This is a genomic window from Mesorhizobium sp. LNHC252B00, assembly GCF_000502955.1.
Classification (GTDB): domain Bacteria; phylum Pseudomonadota; class Alphaproteobacteria; order Rhizobiales; family Rhizobiaceae; genus Mesorhizobium.
In genome coordinates this window covers 112,256-127,860 of record NZ_AYWO01000015.1, presented here as the reverse complement: position 1 = coordinate 127,860, position 15,605 = coordinate 112,256, and the positions used below count along the sequence as shown (strand labels likewise).

9 protein-coding genes are annotated in these 15,605 nt (G+C 62.3%); 7 read left to right on the top strand and 2 right to left on the bottom strand.

What is annotated here, in order from left to right; genetic code table 11:
• The first annotated feature begins 152 nt into the window (after positions 1 to 152).
• The 7 genes from X744_RS151285 to X744_RS151315 all read left to right on the top strand — a co-directional run bounded on the left by X744_RS151285 (position 153) and on the right by X744_RS151315 (position 13,165).
• Positions 153 to 2,621: a glycogen/starch/alpha-glucan phosphorylase gene (locus X744_RS151285; RefSeq protein ID WP_023760532.1), complete on the top strand. Its 2,469-nt coding sequence runs from the start codon at positions 153 to 155 to the stop codon at positions 2,619 to 2,621.
• A 103-nt stretch (positions 2,622 to 2,724) separates the two neighbouring features.
• The gene (gene glgB, locus X744_RS151290; RefSeq protein WP_023760531.1) at positions 2,725 to 4,938 is read left to right on the top strand and encodes a 1,4-alpha-glucan branching protein GlgB; all 2,214 of its coding nucleotides are present in this window, start codon (positions 2,725 to 2,727) and stop codon (positions 4,936 to 4,938) included.
• A 50-nt stretch (positions 4,939 to 4,988) separates the two neighbouring features.
• Positions 4,989 to 6,254, top strand: a complete 1,266-nt coding sequence (gene glgC, locus X744_RS151295; RefSeq protein WP_023760530.1) for a glucose-1-phosphate adenylyltransferase — start codon at positions 4,989 to 4,991, stop codon at positions 6,252 to 6,254.
• A gap of 3 nt (positions 6,255 to 6,257) precedes the next feature.
• Positions 6,258 to 7,703, top strand: a complete 1,446-nt coding sequence (gene glgA, locus X744_RS1000000173895) for a glycogen synthase GlgA (RefSeq protein ID WP_023760529.1) — start codon at positions 6,258 to 6,260, stop codon at positions 7,701 to 7,703.
• A 3-nt stretch (positions 7,704 to 7,706) separates the two neighbouring features.
• Positions 7,707 to 9,335 carry an alpha-D-glucose phosphate-specific phosphoglucomutase gene (locus X744_RS1000000173890; RefSeq protein ID WP_023760528.1) on the top strand — a complete coding sequence of 543 codons (1,629 nt, stop codon included), beginning with the start codon at positions 7,707 to 7,709 and terminating at the stop codon, positions 9,333 to 9,335.
• A gap of 211 nt (positions 9,336 to 9,546) precedes the next feature.
• Positions 9,547 to 11,553 (top strand): glycogen debranching protein GlgX, encoded by a 2,007-nt coding sequence (gene glgX / locus X744_RS151310; RefSeq protein WP_023760527.1) that lies wholly within the window; start codon positions 9,547 to 9,549, stop codon positions 11,551 to 11,553.
• The gene (locus tag X744_RS151315; RefSeq protein ID WP_023760526.1) at positions 11,540 to 13,165 is read left to right on the top strand and encodes an alpha-glucosidase family protein; all 1,626 of its coding nucleotides are present in this window, start codon (positions 11,540 to 11,542) and stop codon (positions 13,163 to 13,165) included. The genes glgX and X744_RS151315 overlap by 14 nt, the downstream gene beginning before the upstream one ends.
• Before the next feature lie 9 nt (positions 13,166 to 13,174).
• On the opposite strand, the gene X744_RS151320 is transcribed toward X744_RS151315, so the two are convergent.
• Complete coding sequence (locus X744_RS151320) at positions 13,175 to 14,941, bottom strand: TadG family pilus assembly protein (RefSeq protein WP_023760525.1); 1,767 nt, start codon at positions 14,939 to 14,941, stop codon at positions 13,175 to 13,177.
• A complete protein-coding gene (locus tag X744_RS01000000169965; protein ID WP_023760524.1) occupies positions 14,942 to 15,388 on the bottom strand; it encodes a TadE/TadG family type IV pilus assembly protein in 447 nt (148 codons plus the stop codon).
• Positions 15,389 to 15,605 lie beyond the last annotated feature (217 nt).

Below are 15,605 nucleotides of genomic sequence, written 5' to 3'. Positions count from 1 at the left end.
GTCTGAGCGCGCCGCGCTTCAATGGCCAAATTGCCGCAGGGTAAGCCGGACCAGGCTCACCTAAATCGATTGAGTATGTAGCGGTATCGGCTAGCATGGCTGGGAGGAACGATGAAAGCCGGTATGATCATGGCAACCGCACGAGAGGCAGCATGACGAGCGCGATGACATCCGAACCCCTCCCGCCACTGCTCGAAAATCCTGATCCAGAGACGCTCGCCGCGGAAGTCTTGATGGCCCTCAAATATCGGGTCGGCAAGGACACCACGGTCGCGACCCAATACGACTGGCTGACCGCCTCGATCAAGGTCGTGCGCGACCGCATCGTCGACCGCTGGATGCAGGCGACGAAGGAGGCCTATGACCAGAAGGAAAAGCGCGTCTATTATCTGTCGCTGGAGTTCCTCATCGGTCGGCTGATGCGCGATGCCTTCTCCAATCTCGGTCTGATGGACAATATGCGCGAGGCGTTGTCGTCGCTGGGCGTCGATCTCGATCTCATCGCCGCTCTCGAGCCGGATGCGGCACTCGGCAATGGCGGCCTCGGCCGGCTTGCCGCCTGCTTCATGGAAAGCATGGCGACCGTCGACATCCCCGCGCATGGCTACGGCATTCGTTACGCCAACGGCATGTTCCGCCAGGAGATTCACGACGGCTGGCAGGTCGAATTGCCCGAAACCTGGCTCGATCACGGCAACCCGTGGGAGTTCGAACGCCGCGAACGCTCGTTCGAGGTCGGGTTCGGTGGTTCGGTGGAATCGATCACCTCGAAGGATGGCCGACTCGATCGCCATGTCTGGAAGCCGACCGAGCATGTGCTGGCCGTCGCCTATGATACGCCCGTGGTCGGCTGGCGGGCCAATCGCGTCAACACCCTGCGGCTCTGGTCGGGCATGCCGGTCGATCCGATCCTGCTCGACAAATTCAATGCCGGCGACCATATCGGCGCGCTTGCCGAAAGCAACAAGGCCGATGCCTTGTCGCGCGTTCTCTATCCCGCCGATTCCCACAAGGCCGGGCAGGAACTGCGGCTCAGACAGGAGTACTTTTTCTCCACCGCCTCGCTGCAGGACATCGTCCAGCGGCATCTCAGCCAGTATGGCGACCTGAAATCGCTGCCCGACAAGGCTGCGATCCACCTCAACGACACCCACCCGGCCATCGCTGTGCCTGAACTGATGCGCCTGTTGATGGATGTCCACGGCATGGATTTCGATCAGGCCTGGGATACCACCAAGCGCACCTTCGGCTACACCAACCACACGCTGCTGCCCGAGGCGCTGGAAAGCTGGCCGGTGCCGCTGTTCGAGCGGCTTTTGCCGCGCCACATGCAGATCGTCTACGCCATCAATGCCGAAGTGCTGCTTGAGGCGCGCGCGTCCAACCAGTTCTCGGACGAGCAGATCAGCCGCATCTCGCTGATCCAGGAAAATGGCGACCGCCGGGTGCGCATGGGCAATCTGGCCTTTGTCGGCTCGCATTCGATCAATGGCGTTTCGGCTCTGCACACCGACCTGATGAAGGAGACGGTGTTTGCCGACCTGCACAAGCTCTACCCCGATCGCATCAACAACAAGACCAACGGCATCACGCCCCGGCGCTGGCTGATCCAGTGCAACCCCGGCCTGACGTCGCTCGCCCGCGAGGCGATCGGCGATCGCTTTCTCGACGACATCGACGCCATCAAGGATCTCGATGGCTTCGCCGGCGACGCCGCGTTTCGCGACAAGTTCGCCGCCGTCAAGCGCTTCAACAAGGCGCGGCTGGCCAACCTCGTCGCCGACCGTCTCGGCATCAAGGTCGACCCCTCGGCGCTGTTCGATATCCAGATCAAGCGCATTCACGAATACAAGCGCCAGCTCCTGAACATCCTCGAGGCGATCGCGCTTTACGATCAGATCCGCTCGCATCCCGAGCGTGACTGGATGCCGCGCGTGAAATTCTTCGGCGGCAAGGCGGCGCCCAGCTATCACAATGCCAAGCTGATCATCAAACTCGCCAACGACGTCGCCAAGGTCATCAACCGCGACCCGGCGGTGCGCGGCTTGCTGAAGGTGGTGTTCGTGCCGAACTATAATGTCAGCCTGGCCGAGATCATGATGCCGGCTGCCGACTTGTCGGAGCAGATCTCGACCGCCGGCATGGAAGCGTCCGGCACTGGCAACATGAAGTTCGCCCTGAACGGCGCGTTGACCATCGGCACGCTCGACGGCGCCAATGTCGAGATCAAGGAGTGCGTCGGCGACGACAATATCTTCATCTTCGGCCTGACCACCGCCGAGGTCGCAGAGCGGCGAAACAACGGCTACAACCCGCGCGCTGTCATCGAAGGATCATCCGAGCTGGCGCAAGCAGTTGCGGCTGTTTCGTCAGGTGTCTTTTCGCCGGACGATCCAGAGCGTTACCGCGACCTTATCGACGGTCTCTACAGCAGCGACTGGTTCATGGTTGCTGCCGATTTCGATGCCTATGCCGCCGCCCAGCGCGAGGTCGATGCAGTCTGGCGCAACAGTCCCGACTGGTACGCCCGGGCAATCCGCAACGTTGCGCGTGTCGGCTGGTTCTCCTCCGATCGCACCATCCGTCAATATGCGAAAGAAATCTGGAACGTGCCTGTCTGATGTGATTGCATGAGGCTGCGAACGAGGTGGTCCTGGGGTGTGAATTCGACCGTCGAATTCACACCCCAAACGAACGCTTGGTGCCTGGGAGGGACACTGCCTAATGAAGAAGCCGCGCGCGACCGCAGCGACAAGCGGGCCGGACGGACTGGCGCCAGCCAGCGATGTTGCGGCGATTGTTGCCGGCACGCATGGTGACCCCTTCGCGGTTCTTGGCGTCCATGAGGTCGGCAAGAACCTGTTTGCCCGCTGCTTTGTGCCACATGCCGAATTCGTCACCGCCTACACGCTGACCGGCATCATCGCGGGTGAACTGTCCAGGCGCGACGATGGCGGCTTTTTCGAAGGCAAGCTCTCGATCAAGAAGCGCCAGCCCCTGCGCTATCACGCGCGCAATGACGGCGGCGACTGGTGGCTGACAGATCCCTATTCGTTCGGTCCGGTGCTTGGCCCGATGGACGATTACTACATCGCCCAAGGCTCGCACCTAAGATTGTTCGACAAGCTCGGCGCCCATGTCATCGACCACGAAGGCGCTTCCGGCGTGCATTTCGCCGTCTGGGCTCCCAATGCCCGACGCGTCTCGGTGGTCGGTGATTTCAACGAATGGGACGGTCGCCGGCACACGATGCGCGATCGACGCGACACCGGCATCTGGGAGCTGTTCGTACCCGACATCGGTGCCGGACGACCCTACAAGTACGAGATCATCGGCCCTGACGGCGTAAGGCTGCCGCTGAAGGCGGACCCGTTCGCCTTCAAATCCGAATTGCGGCCGGCCACCGCTTCGGTCGTGGCCGTGCCACCGGCGCATGAGTGGGGGGATGAGGCGCATCGCAACTTCTGGCGCAATGCCGATCACCGGCGCGAAGCGATCTCGATCTATGAGGTTCATGCCGGTTCCTGGCAGCTTCGCGACGACGGTACGTTCCTGTCATGGGACGAGTTGGCCGACCGGCTGATCCCCTATGTAGTCGAGACCGGCTTCACCCATATCGAATTCATGCCGATCTCCGAACACCCTTATGACCCATCCTGGGGCTATCAGACGACCGGCCTCTACGCACCGTCGGCCCGCTTCGGCGACCCGGACGGCTTTGCTCGTTTCGTCGATGGCGCCCACCGCGCCGGCGTCGGTGTCATCCTCGACTGGGTACCAGCGCATTTCCCGGTCGATGCGCATGGCTTGGCCAATTTCGATGGCACCGCGCTTTATGAGCATGCCGATCCGCGCAAGGGTTTTCATCCCGACTGGAACACCGCGATCTATAATTTCGGCCGCCGCGAAGTGGTGTCCTTCCTCGTCAACAACGCTTTGTTCTGGGCCGAAAAATACCATGTCGACGGTTTGCGCGTCGATGCGGTCGCCTCGATGCTCTACCTCGACTATTCGCGCAAGGCCGGCGAATGGATCCCCAACGAGAAGGGCGGCCGCGAAAACCTCGAGGCGGTCAGCTTCCTGCAGAAGATGAACAAGGAGGTCTATGGCCACCATCCCGGCGTCATGACCATCGCCGAGGAATCGACCTCATGGCCGAAGGTCTCGGCGCCGGTGCACGAGGGCGGCCTAGGCTTCGGCTTCAAGTGGAACATGGGCTTCATGCACGACACGCTGGAGTACTTCTCCAAGGAGCCGATCTTCCGCAAGCACCACCACAATGACCTCACCTTCGGCCTGACCTACGCCTTCTCGGAGAACTTCATGCTGCCGCTCTCGCATGACGAGGTCGTGCATGGCAAAGGCACGCTGCTTGCCAAGATGGCCGGCGACGACTGGCAGAAATTCGCGACTTTGCGCGCCTACTACGCCTTCATGTGGGGTTATCCCGGCAAGAAGCTGCTGTTCATGGGGCAGGAGTTCGCGCAGCGCCGCGAATGGAGCGAAGCGCGCGCGCTCGACTGGAACCTGCTCGAATTCCGGCCGCATCGCGGCGTCTGGCAGACGGTGCGCGATCTCAACTATCTTTACCGTTCGCGCCCGGCGCTGCACGGGCGCGACTGCGAACCGGAAGGGTTTTCCTGGCTGATCGTCGACGACAGCCAGAATTCGGTTTTCGCCTGGCTGCGCAGCGCACCGGGGGGCAGCCCTGTGGCCGTCATTTCCAATTTCACGCCTGTGCCGCGCGACAACTATCGCGTGCCGTTGCCGACGGCCGGCAAATGGCGCGAAATCATCAACACCGACGCTTCGGAATATGGCGGTTCCGGCAAGGGCAATGGCGGCACGGTCGAGGCCCGGGCGGAGGGCGGAAGCATCTCTGCCACGATGCTTTTGCCGCCGCTGTCGACGATCATGCTTGAACCCGTGGTCGACTGAGCCATGTCGAGGTCGAGTAAGTCGAGACTGAGTAACTTGGGAGGGTAGAAATGGCAGACTTGAAACGGACCCAGCCGCTGGCGCGCGATGCCATGGCCTATGTATTGGCCGGCGGCCGTGGCAGCCGCCTCAAGGAACTGACTGACCGGCGCGCCAAGCCGGCCGTCTATTTCGGCGGTAAGACGCGCATCATCGACTTCGCGCTTTCCAACGCGCTCAACTCCGGCATTCGCCGCCTTGGCGTCGCCACCCAGTACAAGGCGCATTCGCTGATCCGCCATCTGCAACGTGGCTGGAACTTCCTGCGGCCCGAGCGAAACGAGAGTTTCGACATCCTGCCGGCCAGCCAGCGCGTCTCGGAAACGCAGTGGTATGAGGGCACGGCCGACGCAGTCTATCAGAACATCGACATCATCGAGGCCTACGGCCCCGAATACATGGTGGTCCTGGCTGGCGACCACATCTACAAGATGGACTACGAACTGATGCTTCGCCAGCATGTCGACGCCAATGCCGATGTCACCGTCGGGTGCCTCGAAGTGCCGCGCATGGAAGCCACCGGTTTCGGCGTCATGCATGTCGACGGCAAGGACAACATCATTGCTTTCGTCGAAAAGCCCGCCGACCCGCCCGGCATTCCCGACAAGCCGGAATTCGCTCTGGCCTCGATGGGCATCTATGTCTTCAAGACCAAGTTCCTGATGGAGCAGTTGCGCCGCGACGCGGCCGAGCCGGGCTCCAGCCGCGATTTCGGCAAGGACATCATCCCCTATATCGTCCAGCACGGTAAGGCGATTGCCCACCGCTTCGCCAAGTCCTGCGTCCGCTCGACCGCCGAGAACGAGGCCTATTGGCGCGATGTCGGAACCGTCGATGCCTATTGGGAAGCCAATATCGACCTGACTGATATCACGCCGGAGCTCGATCTCTACGACCGCGACTGGCCGATCTGGACTTATGCCGAATTGAAGCCGCCGGCAAAGTTCGTGCATGATGAGGATGGCCGCCGGGGTTCGGCCGTGTCCTCGCTGGTATCGGGCGATTGCATCGTCTCGGGGGCCTCGCTGAAACGAAGCCTGATCTTCACCGGTGCGCGCATCAATTCCTATTCGACGCTGGAAGAAGTCGTCATGCTGCCTGACGTTCATGTCGGCCGGAACGCAAAGTTGAAGCGCGTGGTCATCGACCACGGTGTTAGGATACCGGAAGGGCTGGTAGTCGGCGAGGATCCCGTTCTCGATGCCAAGCGCTTTAGGGTCTCGGAAAAGGGCATTTGCCTGGTCACTCAGGACATGATCGACAAGTTAGGGCTCTAGTGCATGCAGGTTCTGTCGGTCACGCCTGAGATTTTCCCGCTGATCAAGACCGGTGGACTTGCCGACGTGACCGGCGCGCTGCCCATCGCGCTGGCGACCAAGGGCGTGACCATGCGCACGCTCATTCCCGGTTTCCCCACCGTCATGGCCGCCTTCAAGAAGAGGAAGGCGGTTCTGCAATATCCCTTGCTGCAGGGTGGCAGGGCCTCCGTCCATTCCGTCCAACTCGCCGGGCTCGAGCTGTTCGTGCTAGACGCGCCGCATCTGTTCGATCGTCCCGGCGGTCCCTATGGCAATGCGACCGGCGTCGACTGGCCCGACAATTGGCGGCGCTTCGCGGCGCTGAGCCAGGTCGGCGGCGACATCGCCAGTGGCGCCATCTCGGGCTACCAGCCCGACATCGTCCATGCCCATGACTGGCAGTCTGCGATGGCCCTGGCCTACATGCGCTACGGCAGGGCGGTCGGCGTGCCCTCGATGCTAACCGTCCACAATCTCGCCTTCCAGGGCCAGTTCGGCGCAGGCATCTTCGGCGAGCTCGGCTTGCCGGCGGCGGCGATGGCGCTCGACGGCGTCGAATATTACGGTGGCGTCGGCTTCCTCAAAGCCGGCCTGCAGGCGGCCTGGGCAATCACCACGGTCAGTCCAACCTATGCGCAGGAGATTCGCTCGGCGGAATTCGGCATGGGTCTCGACGGCCTCATCAACATGCGCTCCAGCGATCTCCATGGCATCGTCAACGGCATCGACACCGGGATATGGGATCCCGAAACCGACAAGCATCTGGTGTCCACCTATACGGCCAGTACGCTGAAGGCGCGCGCCCCCAACAGGGCGGCCGTCGAAGATCGCTTCAGCCTTGAGCGCGACGACAGTCCGATCGTCTGCGTCGTCAGCCGCCTGACCTGGCAAAAGGGCATGGACATCTTGGCGACAGCCGTCGATGGCGTCGTTGCGACTGGCGCGCGCCTGGCGATCCTGGGCTCCGGCGACGCTGGTCTTGAAGGCACCCTGCTTGCCGCGGCCGCCAGGCATCGCGGCCGTATCGGGGTCGTGGTCGGCTATGACGAGGGACTGTCGCACATCATGCAAGGCGGCTGCGACGCCATAGTCATTCCCTCGCGCTTCGAACCCTGCGGGCTGACACAGCTTTACGGACTGCGCTATGGCAGCGTTCCGGTGGTCGCCCGCACTGGCGGCCTGGCCGATACGGTCATCGACGCCAACGAGGCCGCCATTTCAGCTGGTGTGGCCACCGGCTTCCAGTTCGCGCCCAATAATGGCGGTGCCTTGCTGCACGCCATCCGCCGCCTCGTCGACGCCCATGCCAGTCCGGTGGTCTGGGAATCGTTGCAGCGCCAAGGCATGAAAGCCGATGTGTCGTGGGACAAGAGCGCGGAAAAATATTTTGAACTCTATCGCTCGCTGCTTTCGAAAAGGGTTTCTTGAAGCATGATACGGACCGTCCCCACCAAACCCTATTCCGATCAGAAGCCCGGCACGTCGGGCCTGCGCAAGAAGGTGCCGGTGTTTCAGCAGGAGCACTATGCCGAGAACTTCATCCAGTCGATCTTCGACGCGCTCGATGGTTTCAAGGGCAAGACCCTGGTGATCGGCGGCGATGGCCGCTTCTACAACCGCGAGGTCATCCAGAAGGCAATCGCCATGGCGGCGGCCAACGGCTTCGGCAAGGTGATGGTCGGGCAGGGCGGCATCCTGTCGACGCCGGCCGCTTCGCATATCATCCGCAAATACAAGACCTTCGGCGGCATCATCCTGTCGGCCAGCCACAATCCGGGCGGCCCGCACGAGGATTTCGGCATCAAGTACAATGCCGGCAATGGCGGCCCGGCGCCTGAAAAGCTGACCGACGCGATGTTCGCCAAGACCAAGGCGATCTCGAGCTTCAAAACCGCCGACATCGACCCGATCGACATCGACACGATCGGCACGGTCAAGGTCGCCGGCATGACGGTCGAGATCATCGATCCGGTCGCCGACTATGCCGAGCTGATGGAAAGCCTGTTCGATTTCGACGCATTGCGCAAACTGTTCAAGTCCGGCTTCCGCATGCGCTTCGACGCCATGCATGCCGTGACCGGTCCCTATGCCAAGGAAATCCTGGAAAACCGGCTGGGTGCGCCCAACGGCACCTGCCGCAACTTCAAGCCGTTGCCGGATTTCGGCGGCCATCACCCGGACCCGAACCTCGTCCATGCCAAACACCTCTATGACGAGATGATGGGGCCGGACGCACCGGATTTCGGCGCCGCCTCGGACGGCGACGGCGACCGCAATCTGATCATCGGCAAGGGCATTTTCGTCACCCCGTCGGATTCCGTCGCCATGCTCGCCGCCAACGCCCGCCTGGCGCCTGGCTACAAGGCTGGTTTGAAAGGCATTGCCCGCTCGATGCCGACCAGTGGTGCTGCCGACCGCGTTGCTGAAAAACTCGGCATCGGCATCTACGAGACGCCGACCGGCTGGAAGTTCTTCGGCAATCTGCTCGACGCAGACATGGCGACGATTTGCGGCGAGGAAAGTGCTGGCACCGGCTCCAACCATGTTCGCGAAAAGGATGGCCTGTGGGCGGTGCTGCTGTGGCTCAACATCCTTGCCGCGCGCGGCGAAAGCTGCAAGCAGATCGTCACCGAGCACTGGGCAACCTACGGCCGCAATTACTATTCGCGGCATGACTATGAAGAGGTCGAGAGCGACCGTGCCAACGCGCTGGTCGACGAACTCCGCGCCAGGCTCGGCGCGTTGCCGGGCACCAGCGTGCGAGGCATGACAGTCGCCAGTGCCGACGATTTTGCCTATCACGATCCGGTCGATGGTTCGACCAGCGAGCATCAGGGCATCAGGGTTATGTTCGAAGGCGGTTCGCGCGTCGTCTTCCGGTTGTCCGGCACCGGCACGTCGGGCGCGACGTTGCGCGTTTATATCGAGCGCTATGAGCCGGACAAGTCGAGACACGATCTCGACACGCAGGCCGCACTTGCCGATCTGATTGCCGCGGCCGATGATATTGCCGGGATCAAGAGTCACACCGGTCGCAACAAGCCGAGCGTGATCACTTGACGGTGGCGGTGGCTTCACCCTCCCCCTTGTGGGGAGGGTCGATCCGCGTTGCGCATCGGGGTGGGGGTGCTCATAAAGCGCTTTTCCTGCGCCGCCCCCCACCCCGCTCACTTCGTTCGCGACCCTCCCCACAAGGGGGAGGGTGGAGGACGCGCCTGTGAGCCAGCTCGGCGNGACCCTCCCCACAAGGGGGAGGGTGGAGGACGCGCTTGTGAGCCAGCTCGGCGCTACCGTCACCCGCGACGGCATCCGCTTTGCCGCCTGGTCGCAGGCCGCCAGACGGCTCTGGGTCTCGATCTTCAACGAGCAGGGCAACCGGGAACTCGAACGGCTCGAGCTTCGGCCGGAAGGCGAGGGCGTCCATGCGCTGTTTGTTGCGGGTCTTGGCCCCGGCACCCGCTACGGCTTTCGCGCCGATGGCGACTACGCGCCGGAGCGCGGGCTGTGGTTCGACCCCGCCAAGCTCCTGACCGACCCTTACGCCGTCGAGATCGACAGGTCTTACGCCTATGACTGGCGGCTGGCCCAGCGTCGCGGCGAGGGCGCCGATACCGCGCCGCTGATGCCGAAGGCGATTGCGGTTGCCTTGCCGAAGTCGGTGCAGGCTGCGCCGCCACTCTTTGAGCCCGGTGATCTGATCTACGAAGTGCCGGTGCGCGCCTTCACGATGCTGCACCCAGACGTTCCGGAAAAATTGCGCGGTACGGTCGCGGCGTTGGCTCACCCCGCGATAATCGAGCACCTAAAAAAACTCGGCGTTGGCGCGGTCGAACTGATGCCGGTGACGGCATCGATCGATGAGCGGCATTTGCCGTCGCTCGGGCTGCGCAACGCCTGGGGCTACAATCCCGTCACGTTCATGGCGCTCGATCCACGCCTGGCGCCGGGCGGCATCATGGAATTGCGAAACACCGTCGCCGTGCTGCGCCGGGCTGGCATCGGCGTCATCCTTGATCTCGTCTTCAACCATACCGGCGAGAGCGACAGGCTCGGGCCCACGCTGTCGCTGCGCGGTCTCGATAACCAGGCCTATTATCGGCATACATCTGACGGCAGGCTGGCCAACGATACCGGCACCGGCAACACCGTCGCTTGCGATCATCCGGTCGTCAGGGAAATGGTCCTCGACACGCTTCGCCACTTTGTCCGGGATACCGGCGTCGATGGTTTCCGCTTCGACCTGGCGCCCATTCTGGGCCGTGTCGAAGGAACATTCGATGCCGAGGCGCCGCTGCTGAAGGCGATGCGCGAAGATGTGCTCCTAGCCGAGCGCGTATTGATCGCCGAGCCCTGGGATATCGGCCTGGATGGCTATCAGCTCGGCAATTTTCCGCCTTCCTTCCTTGAATGGAACGATAAGTACCGCGACGATATCAGGCGCTTCTGGCGCGGCGACGCCGGCATGGTCGGCGCCCTGGCTACCCGGCTGGCCGGTTCGTCCGATGTGTTTGTCGCGAAGGGACGAAACGGCAGCCGCTCGGTCAATTTCATCGCCGCCCATGACGGCATGACGCTCGCCGACATCGTGCGCTACGAGCGCAAGCACAACGAGGCCAATGGCGAGCAGAATCGCGACGGCCACAACGAGAACTTGTCCTGGAACAACGGCGTCGAAGGGGATGCGGACGACCCGGCTGTGGCAGCGGCTCGCCTGAACGACCAGCGCGCGCTGCTCGCCACACTGTTTGCCTCGCGCGGCACCATCTTGCTGACGGCTGGCGACGAATTCGGCCGCACCCAGCAGGGCAACAACAACGCTTATGCGCAGGATAACGAGATCACCTGGCTCGACTGGGCCGGCCGCGACCAGGCTCTGGATCGCTACACGGCGCTGCTCTCGACGTTGCGCCGCGCGACATCAGTGCTTTCCGACACAGCCTTCCTCACTGGCGAGCCACCGGCAGGCTCGAAGATGCCGGACGTCGCTTGGCTGACCGAGACGGGCGTGCCGCTCGATGAACAGAGCTGGCAGGATCCGCAGCGGCACCGTCTTGTCATGATCCTGGGTGGCGCCAGCGATGGCGAGGGTCGCCTTGCCGTCATCATCAACGGCGATCGCCGGGCCTGCATGGTCACGCTGCCTGAGCGTGAAGGGTTTTTCTGGACCGCCGCAGTCGAGGCAGCTGACATCTCGCGGCCGGTATCGGGGCGGACGGTGATCTTCATGATCGAACAAGCGCAGGCCGGCACAAGGGAGAAGCGCAATGGCGTCAGCTGACAAGGCCGGATGGTGGCGCGGCTGCGTCATCTACCAGATCTATCCGCGCTCGTTCCAGGACACGACCGGCGACGGCAGCGGCGATCTCGCAGGCATTACGTCGAGGCTCGCTCATGTCGCCTCGCTTGGTGTCGATGCTGTCTGGCTGTCGCCCTTCTTCAAGTCGCCGATGGCCGATATGGGCTACGACGTGTCGAACTACTGCGATGTCGATCCGATGTTCGGCACGCTTGAGGATTTCGGTGCGCTGGTTGCCGAGGCGCATCGTCTCGGCCTGAAGATCGTCATCGACCAGGTGCTGTCGCATTCATCCGACAAACACGACTGGTTCGTCGAAAGCCGCGCCAGCCGCGATAATCCCAAGGCCGACTGGTATGTCTGGGCCGACGCCAAGCCTGATGGCGGCGCGCCCAACAACTGGCTCTCTGTTTTCGGTGGCCCGGCCTGGGAATGGGATTCGACCCGCCGGCAATATTACATGCACAATTTCCTCGCCTCGCAGCCGGACCTGAATTTCCACAATCCGGAGGTTCAGGATGCGCTTCTGGAAACGGTGCGGTTCTGGCTGGAGCGCGACGTCGACGGCTTCCGGTTGGATACGGTCAACTACTATGTCCATGACCGCTGGCTGCGCAGCAATCCACCCCTGGCGTCGAGCGTCGCCGGCACCAACAGCGAGACCAACACCTACCTCTACCAGGAGCACCTGTTCGACAAGACGCAGCCGGAAAACCTGGCATTTCTCCAGCGCTTCAGGGCGCTGCTCGACGAATATGACGACCGTACCGCAGTCGGCGAAATCGGCGATGAAGGCCGCTCCCTGCAGACGCTCGCCGCCTACACCTCAGGCGGCGACAAGCTGCATATGTGCTACACTTTCGACCTGCTGGGGCCGCAGTTCTCGGCGGCGCATGTACGCGGCTGCGTCGAAGCCTTCGAGGCAAGCGTTTCCGATGGCTGGGTCTGCTGGGCGTTCTCAAACCATGACGTAGTGCGCCATGTCAGCCGCTGGACGAGGCCGGGAAGTGATCCCGACGCGGTCGCAAGATTCTCGATCATGCTGCTGTCCTGCCTGCGCGGATCGATCTGCCTCTACCAGGGCGAGGAACTTGGCCTGGAGGAGGCGGAGCTTGCTTATGGGGATCTGCGCGATCCCGTCGGCATCCGCTTCTGGCCGGGCGTCAAGGGCAGGGATGGATGTCGTACGCCGATGGTCTGGGAGGCTGGCGCCGACAATGCGGGCTTCTCGACGGCCAAGCCGTGGCTGCCCATACCGGCCAGCCATCGCGCCCGAGCGGTCGACGTGCAGAATGCAGACGCCACATCGGTGCTCACGTCCTATCGGGCCGCCCTGGCGTTGCGCAGGGAGCATGAGGCGCTGGTAACAGGCTCGATCCTCTTTATTGACGCTGAGGGTGACGTGCTCGCCTTCATCCGCGAAGGCGGCGGCGAGAGACTGCTCTGTGTCTTCAATTTCACAGGGGAGCCGGCGAATTGGCCCTTGCCTCCTGATATCGGAGCGGTCGCAAAGCTTGCCGGCGATGCAGCTGCCGTCGAGGAGACCGGGCTCTCGTTGCCTGCGCTCGGATATTTTCTTGGCCGCCTCGATTGACGTCCGTCCTTACTGGACGAGTACCGAGCGTCCGCAGGTCGCGCCGGTAACCCGTACATCGGCCTCGCCGACGCCGACACCCAGCGCTGAGAGCACATTGTAGAGCAAGTCGTCGACGGGCGCTGTTACACCGTTCAGCGCCGTCACCACCGCCGGCTTGACCGCTCCGGTCAGGGCTGTCAGGTCGATCCCCAGGCCAAGCGCATTGACCGAAAGTGACAGGTTGCTGACCAGAGACGTGGTGAGCGATTGTGTAATGTTGCGCGTCGAAACGGTCTTGATCGTCTTGTTGGCGATGTCGGCCGCATCGAAGGTCAGTGTTGTCGGGTTGTTGTTGGTGATCGCGGTGGCGGCGGAGCCCATCATCTGTATCAGCGGAATGTTGGTCAGCAGCAGCTTGAGGTTCGCATCCGCGATTTCCGCGTCGGTGAATGTCTGCGGTTGGCTGAAGTCGCCAAAGCCTGAAGTGTTGCTGTTGGCCAGGTGCAGCGCGGCAATGCCTGGGTGCGCCGCGATGGAAACCTTGATGCTGGAAGGCCCTGTCGGACAAGTGATGTCGGTCAGTTTGGCTTCGGCATAGGCGACTTCCACATTGAGCGGCAGGTTCACGGCCAGCAGACTGACGCCGCCGCCGAGACCAGGTGTGCCGACCCCGACGCTGGCCACCAGCTTGATACGTGTCTGTGCCGTGCGCACCGTGGTACCGATTCCACCGACCGCGAGCCATGGCGAAAATTGTGCCGGCTCGCCGATCGCAATGGTAAGCTTGGTGGAAACAAGCCCCGGTACGGTGGCTCCGAGATTGACCTGAGCCTGGTTGGTGCCGTTAGCCAGCACTGCGGCGGCAGTCAGCATTCCCATGGCGCTTGCATCGACCCCTAGGCCTGTCGGGGTTTGTCCCAACCCTACGCTGCCCACGGAGCCGAGGTCGACAAGGCTGCTGAGCGGGATCTTGACCGTGCTGGTCGACTTGGACGCGATTGTCTGCAGGGCGACCTTGGCCGTATTGCCAACTCCAGGCACATTGGCCATGGCGGTAGCGATCTGGCCGACGGTCGCCTTGGAGGCCAGCACATCCGAATAGGTACCGCCGGTCACGTTCGCTTGCGTGGCAAGGGCACTTATGAAGGAGAGGACGCTGACATCAGCCGAGATCAACCCGTTGTAGTCCATGACGCTGAGCGTAATGTTGCCGCCGAGAAGTCCGCTCAGAAGCGCGTTGAGGATACCGCCATTGACGCTGGCCAGCCTCGACCCTACCGAGAACGTTGCCAGCGGTGTCATGCTGGCCGTCGCCTCGGTGCCGATGACCGGAGTGGGGATCAGCGAACTCGCGAAATAGCGGGCCGGGATCTTCTTCAGAGTTACGCGGACGGCATTGTAGGGTGTCAAGTTGGCCTGGAAGCGCTGGCTTACGTTAGTACCGGATGCCGCGTATCGTCCCGGTGTGACCGAAACGACAGTTTTGCCGACGGCCGGTGCGATCGTCTGTCCCAAGCCTTGAACGACAACCCCCGGCATGCCGTTGTCGGTCAGCGTGGTCACGACTGCGGTGTCGATCTTTGTGATGTTCGAGGCGGCGGTGATCGCGGCCAAGTCCACCATTGCCTGTGCTTCGCGACGCTCGGTGTAGATCGAGGCTTCGTCGATGGCGACGGCAGCCAGCGCAAGCCCGACCGGCGCCATAAGCGCGGTCATCACGGCAAAATTCGCCTTTCTATCACTCAGCATCAACCGCGCCAGCCGGCCGATCTCCTTGCGCGCATGCGGCAACACTTAGATACCTCCGACCCGTATGGTTGACTGGCGCGTGATCGTGGTCCCTGGCATCGCGATGCCAGGGAAGAGATTCCATATCGGCAGGTTGCGTGCATCGTATTGGATGGAAACCACGAACTGGCTGCCATCGGCTGTGCTGTCATTGGCCTGATAGGTTAGCTTGTTCGCATCCACGAACGGATATCCACCTGCATTGTTGGTGACGAAGCTGGCCACGAGCGTTTGCCGTTCGGTCTGGTTCATCCCAGCAATGGCTGTCCGTGCGGCGTCCGCCGCGATTTGCTGGATCGAGTTGGCCGCACCGAAATATATGCCGTACGCAACCATTCCAAGCAGGATGAGGATGAAGATCGGTGAGAGCAGGGCGAACTCAACCGCCGAAGTTCCCGAAGCACTTATCCGGAATCGGCGGCTTCTGGCCATAAGAATGAGACGGCGAACCATGTCGCTGAACATGCCAAAGTTCGCATGCAAAAAGCGGAAACCCCAGGTGCAACCTGGCGGTGTGAGCGATTGAAGGCATGTTCTAATTTAGCGATGGCCTCTTTCTTCTCATTGTTGACTTAGGGTCAATCAGTACTCAGTTGAAAAGAGCTTACCTCCTGTCTAGTCTCCTGCCACCAGCCATCGGAGGGAACCGGTGGCGCGCTCGAAGGAGTCA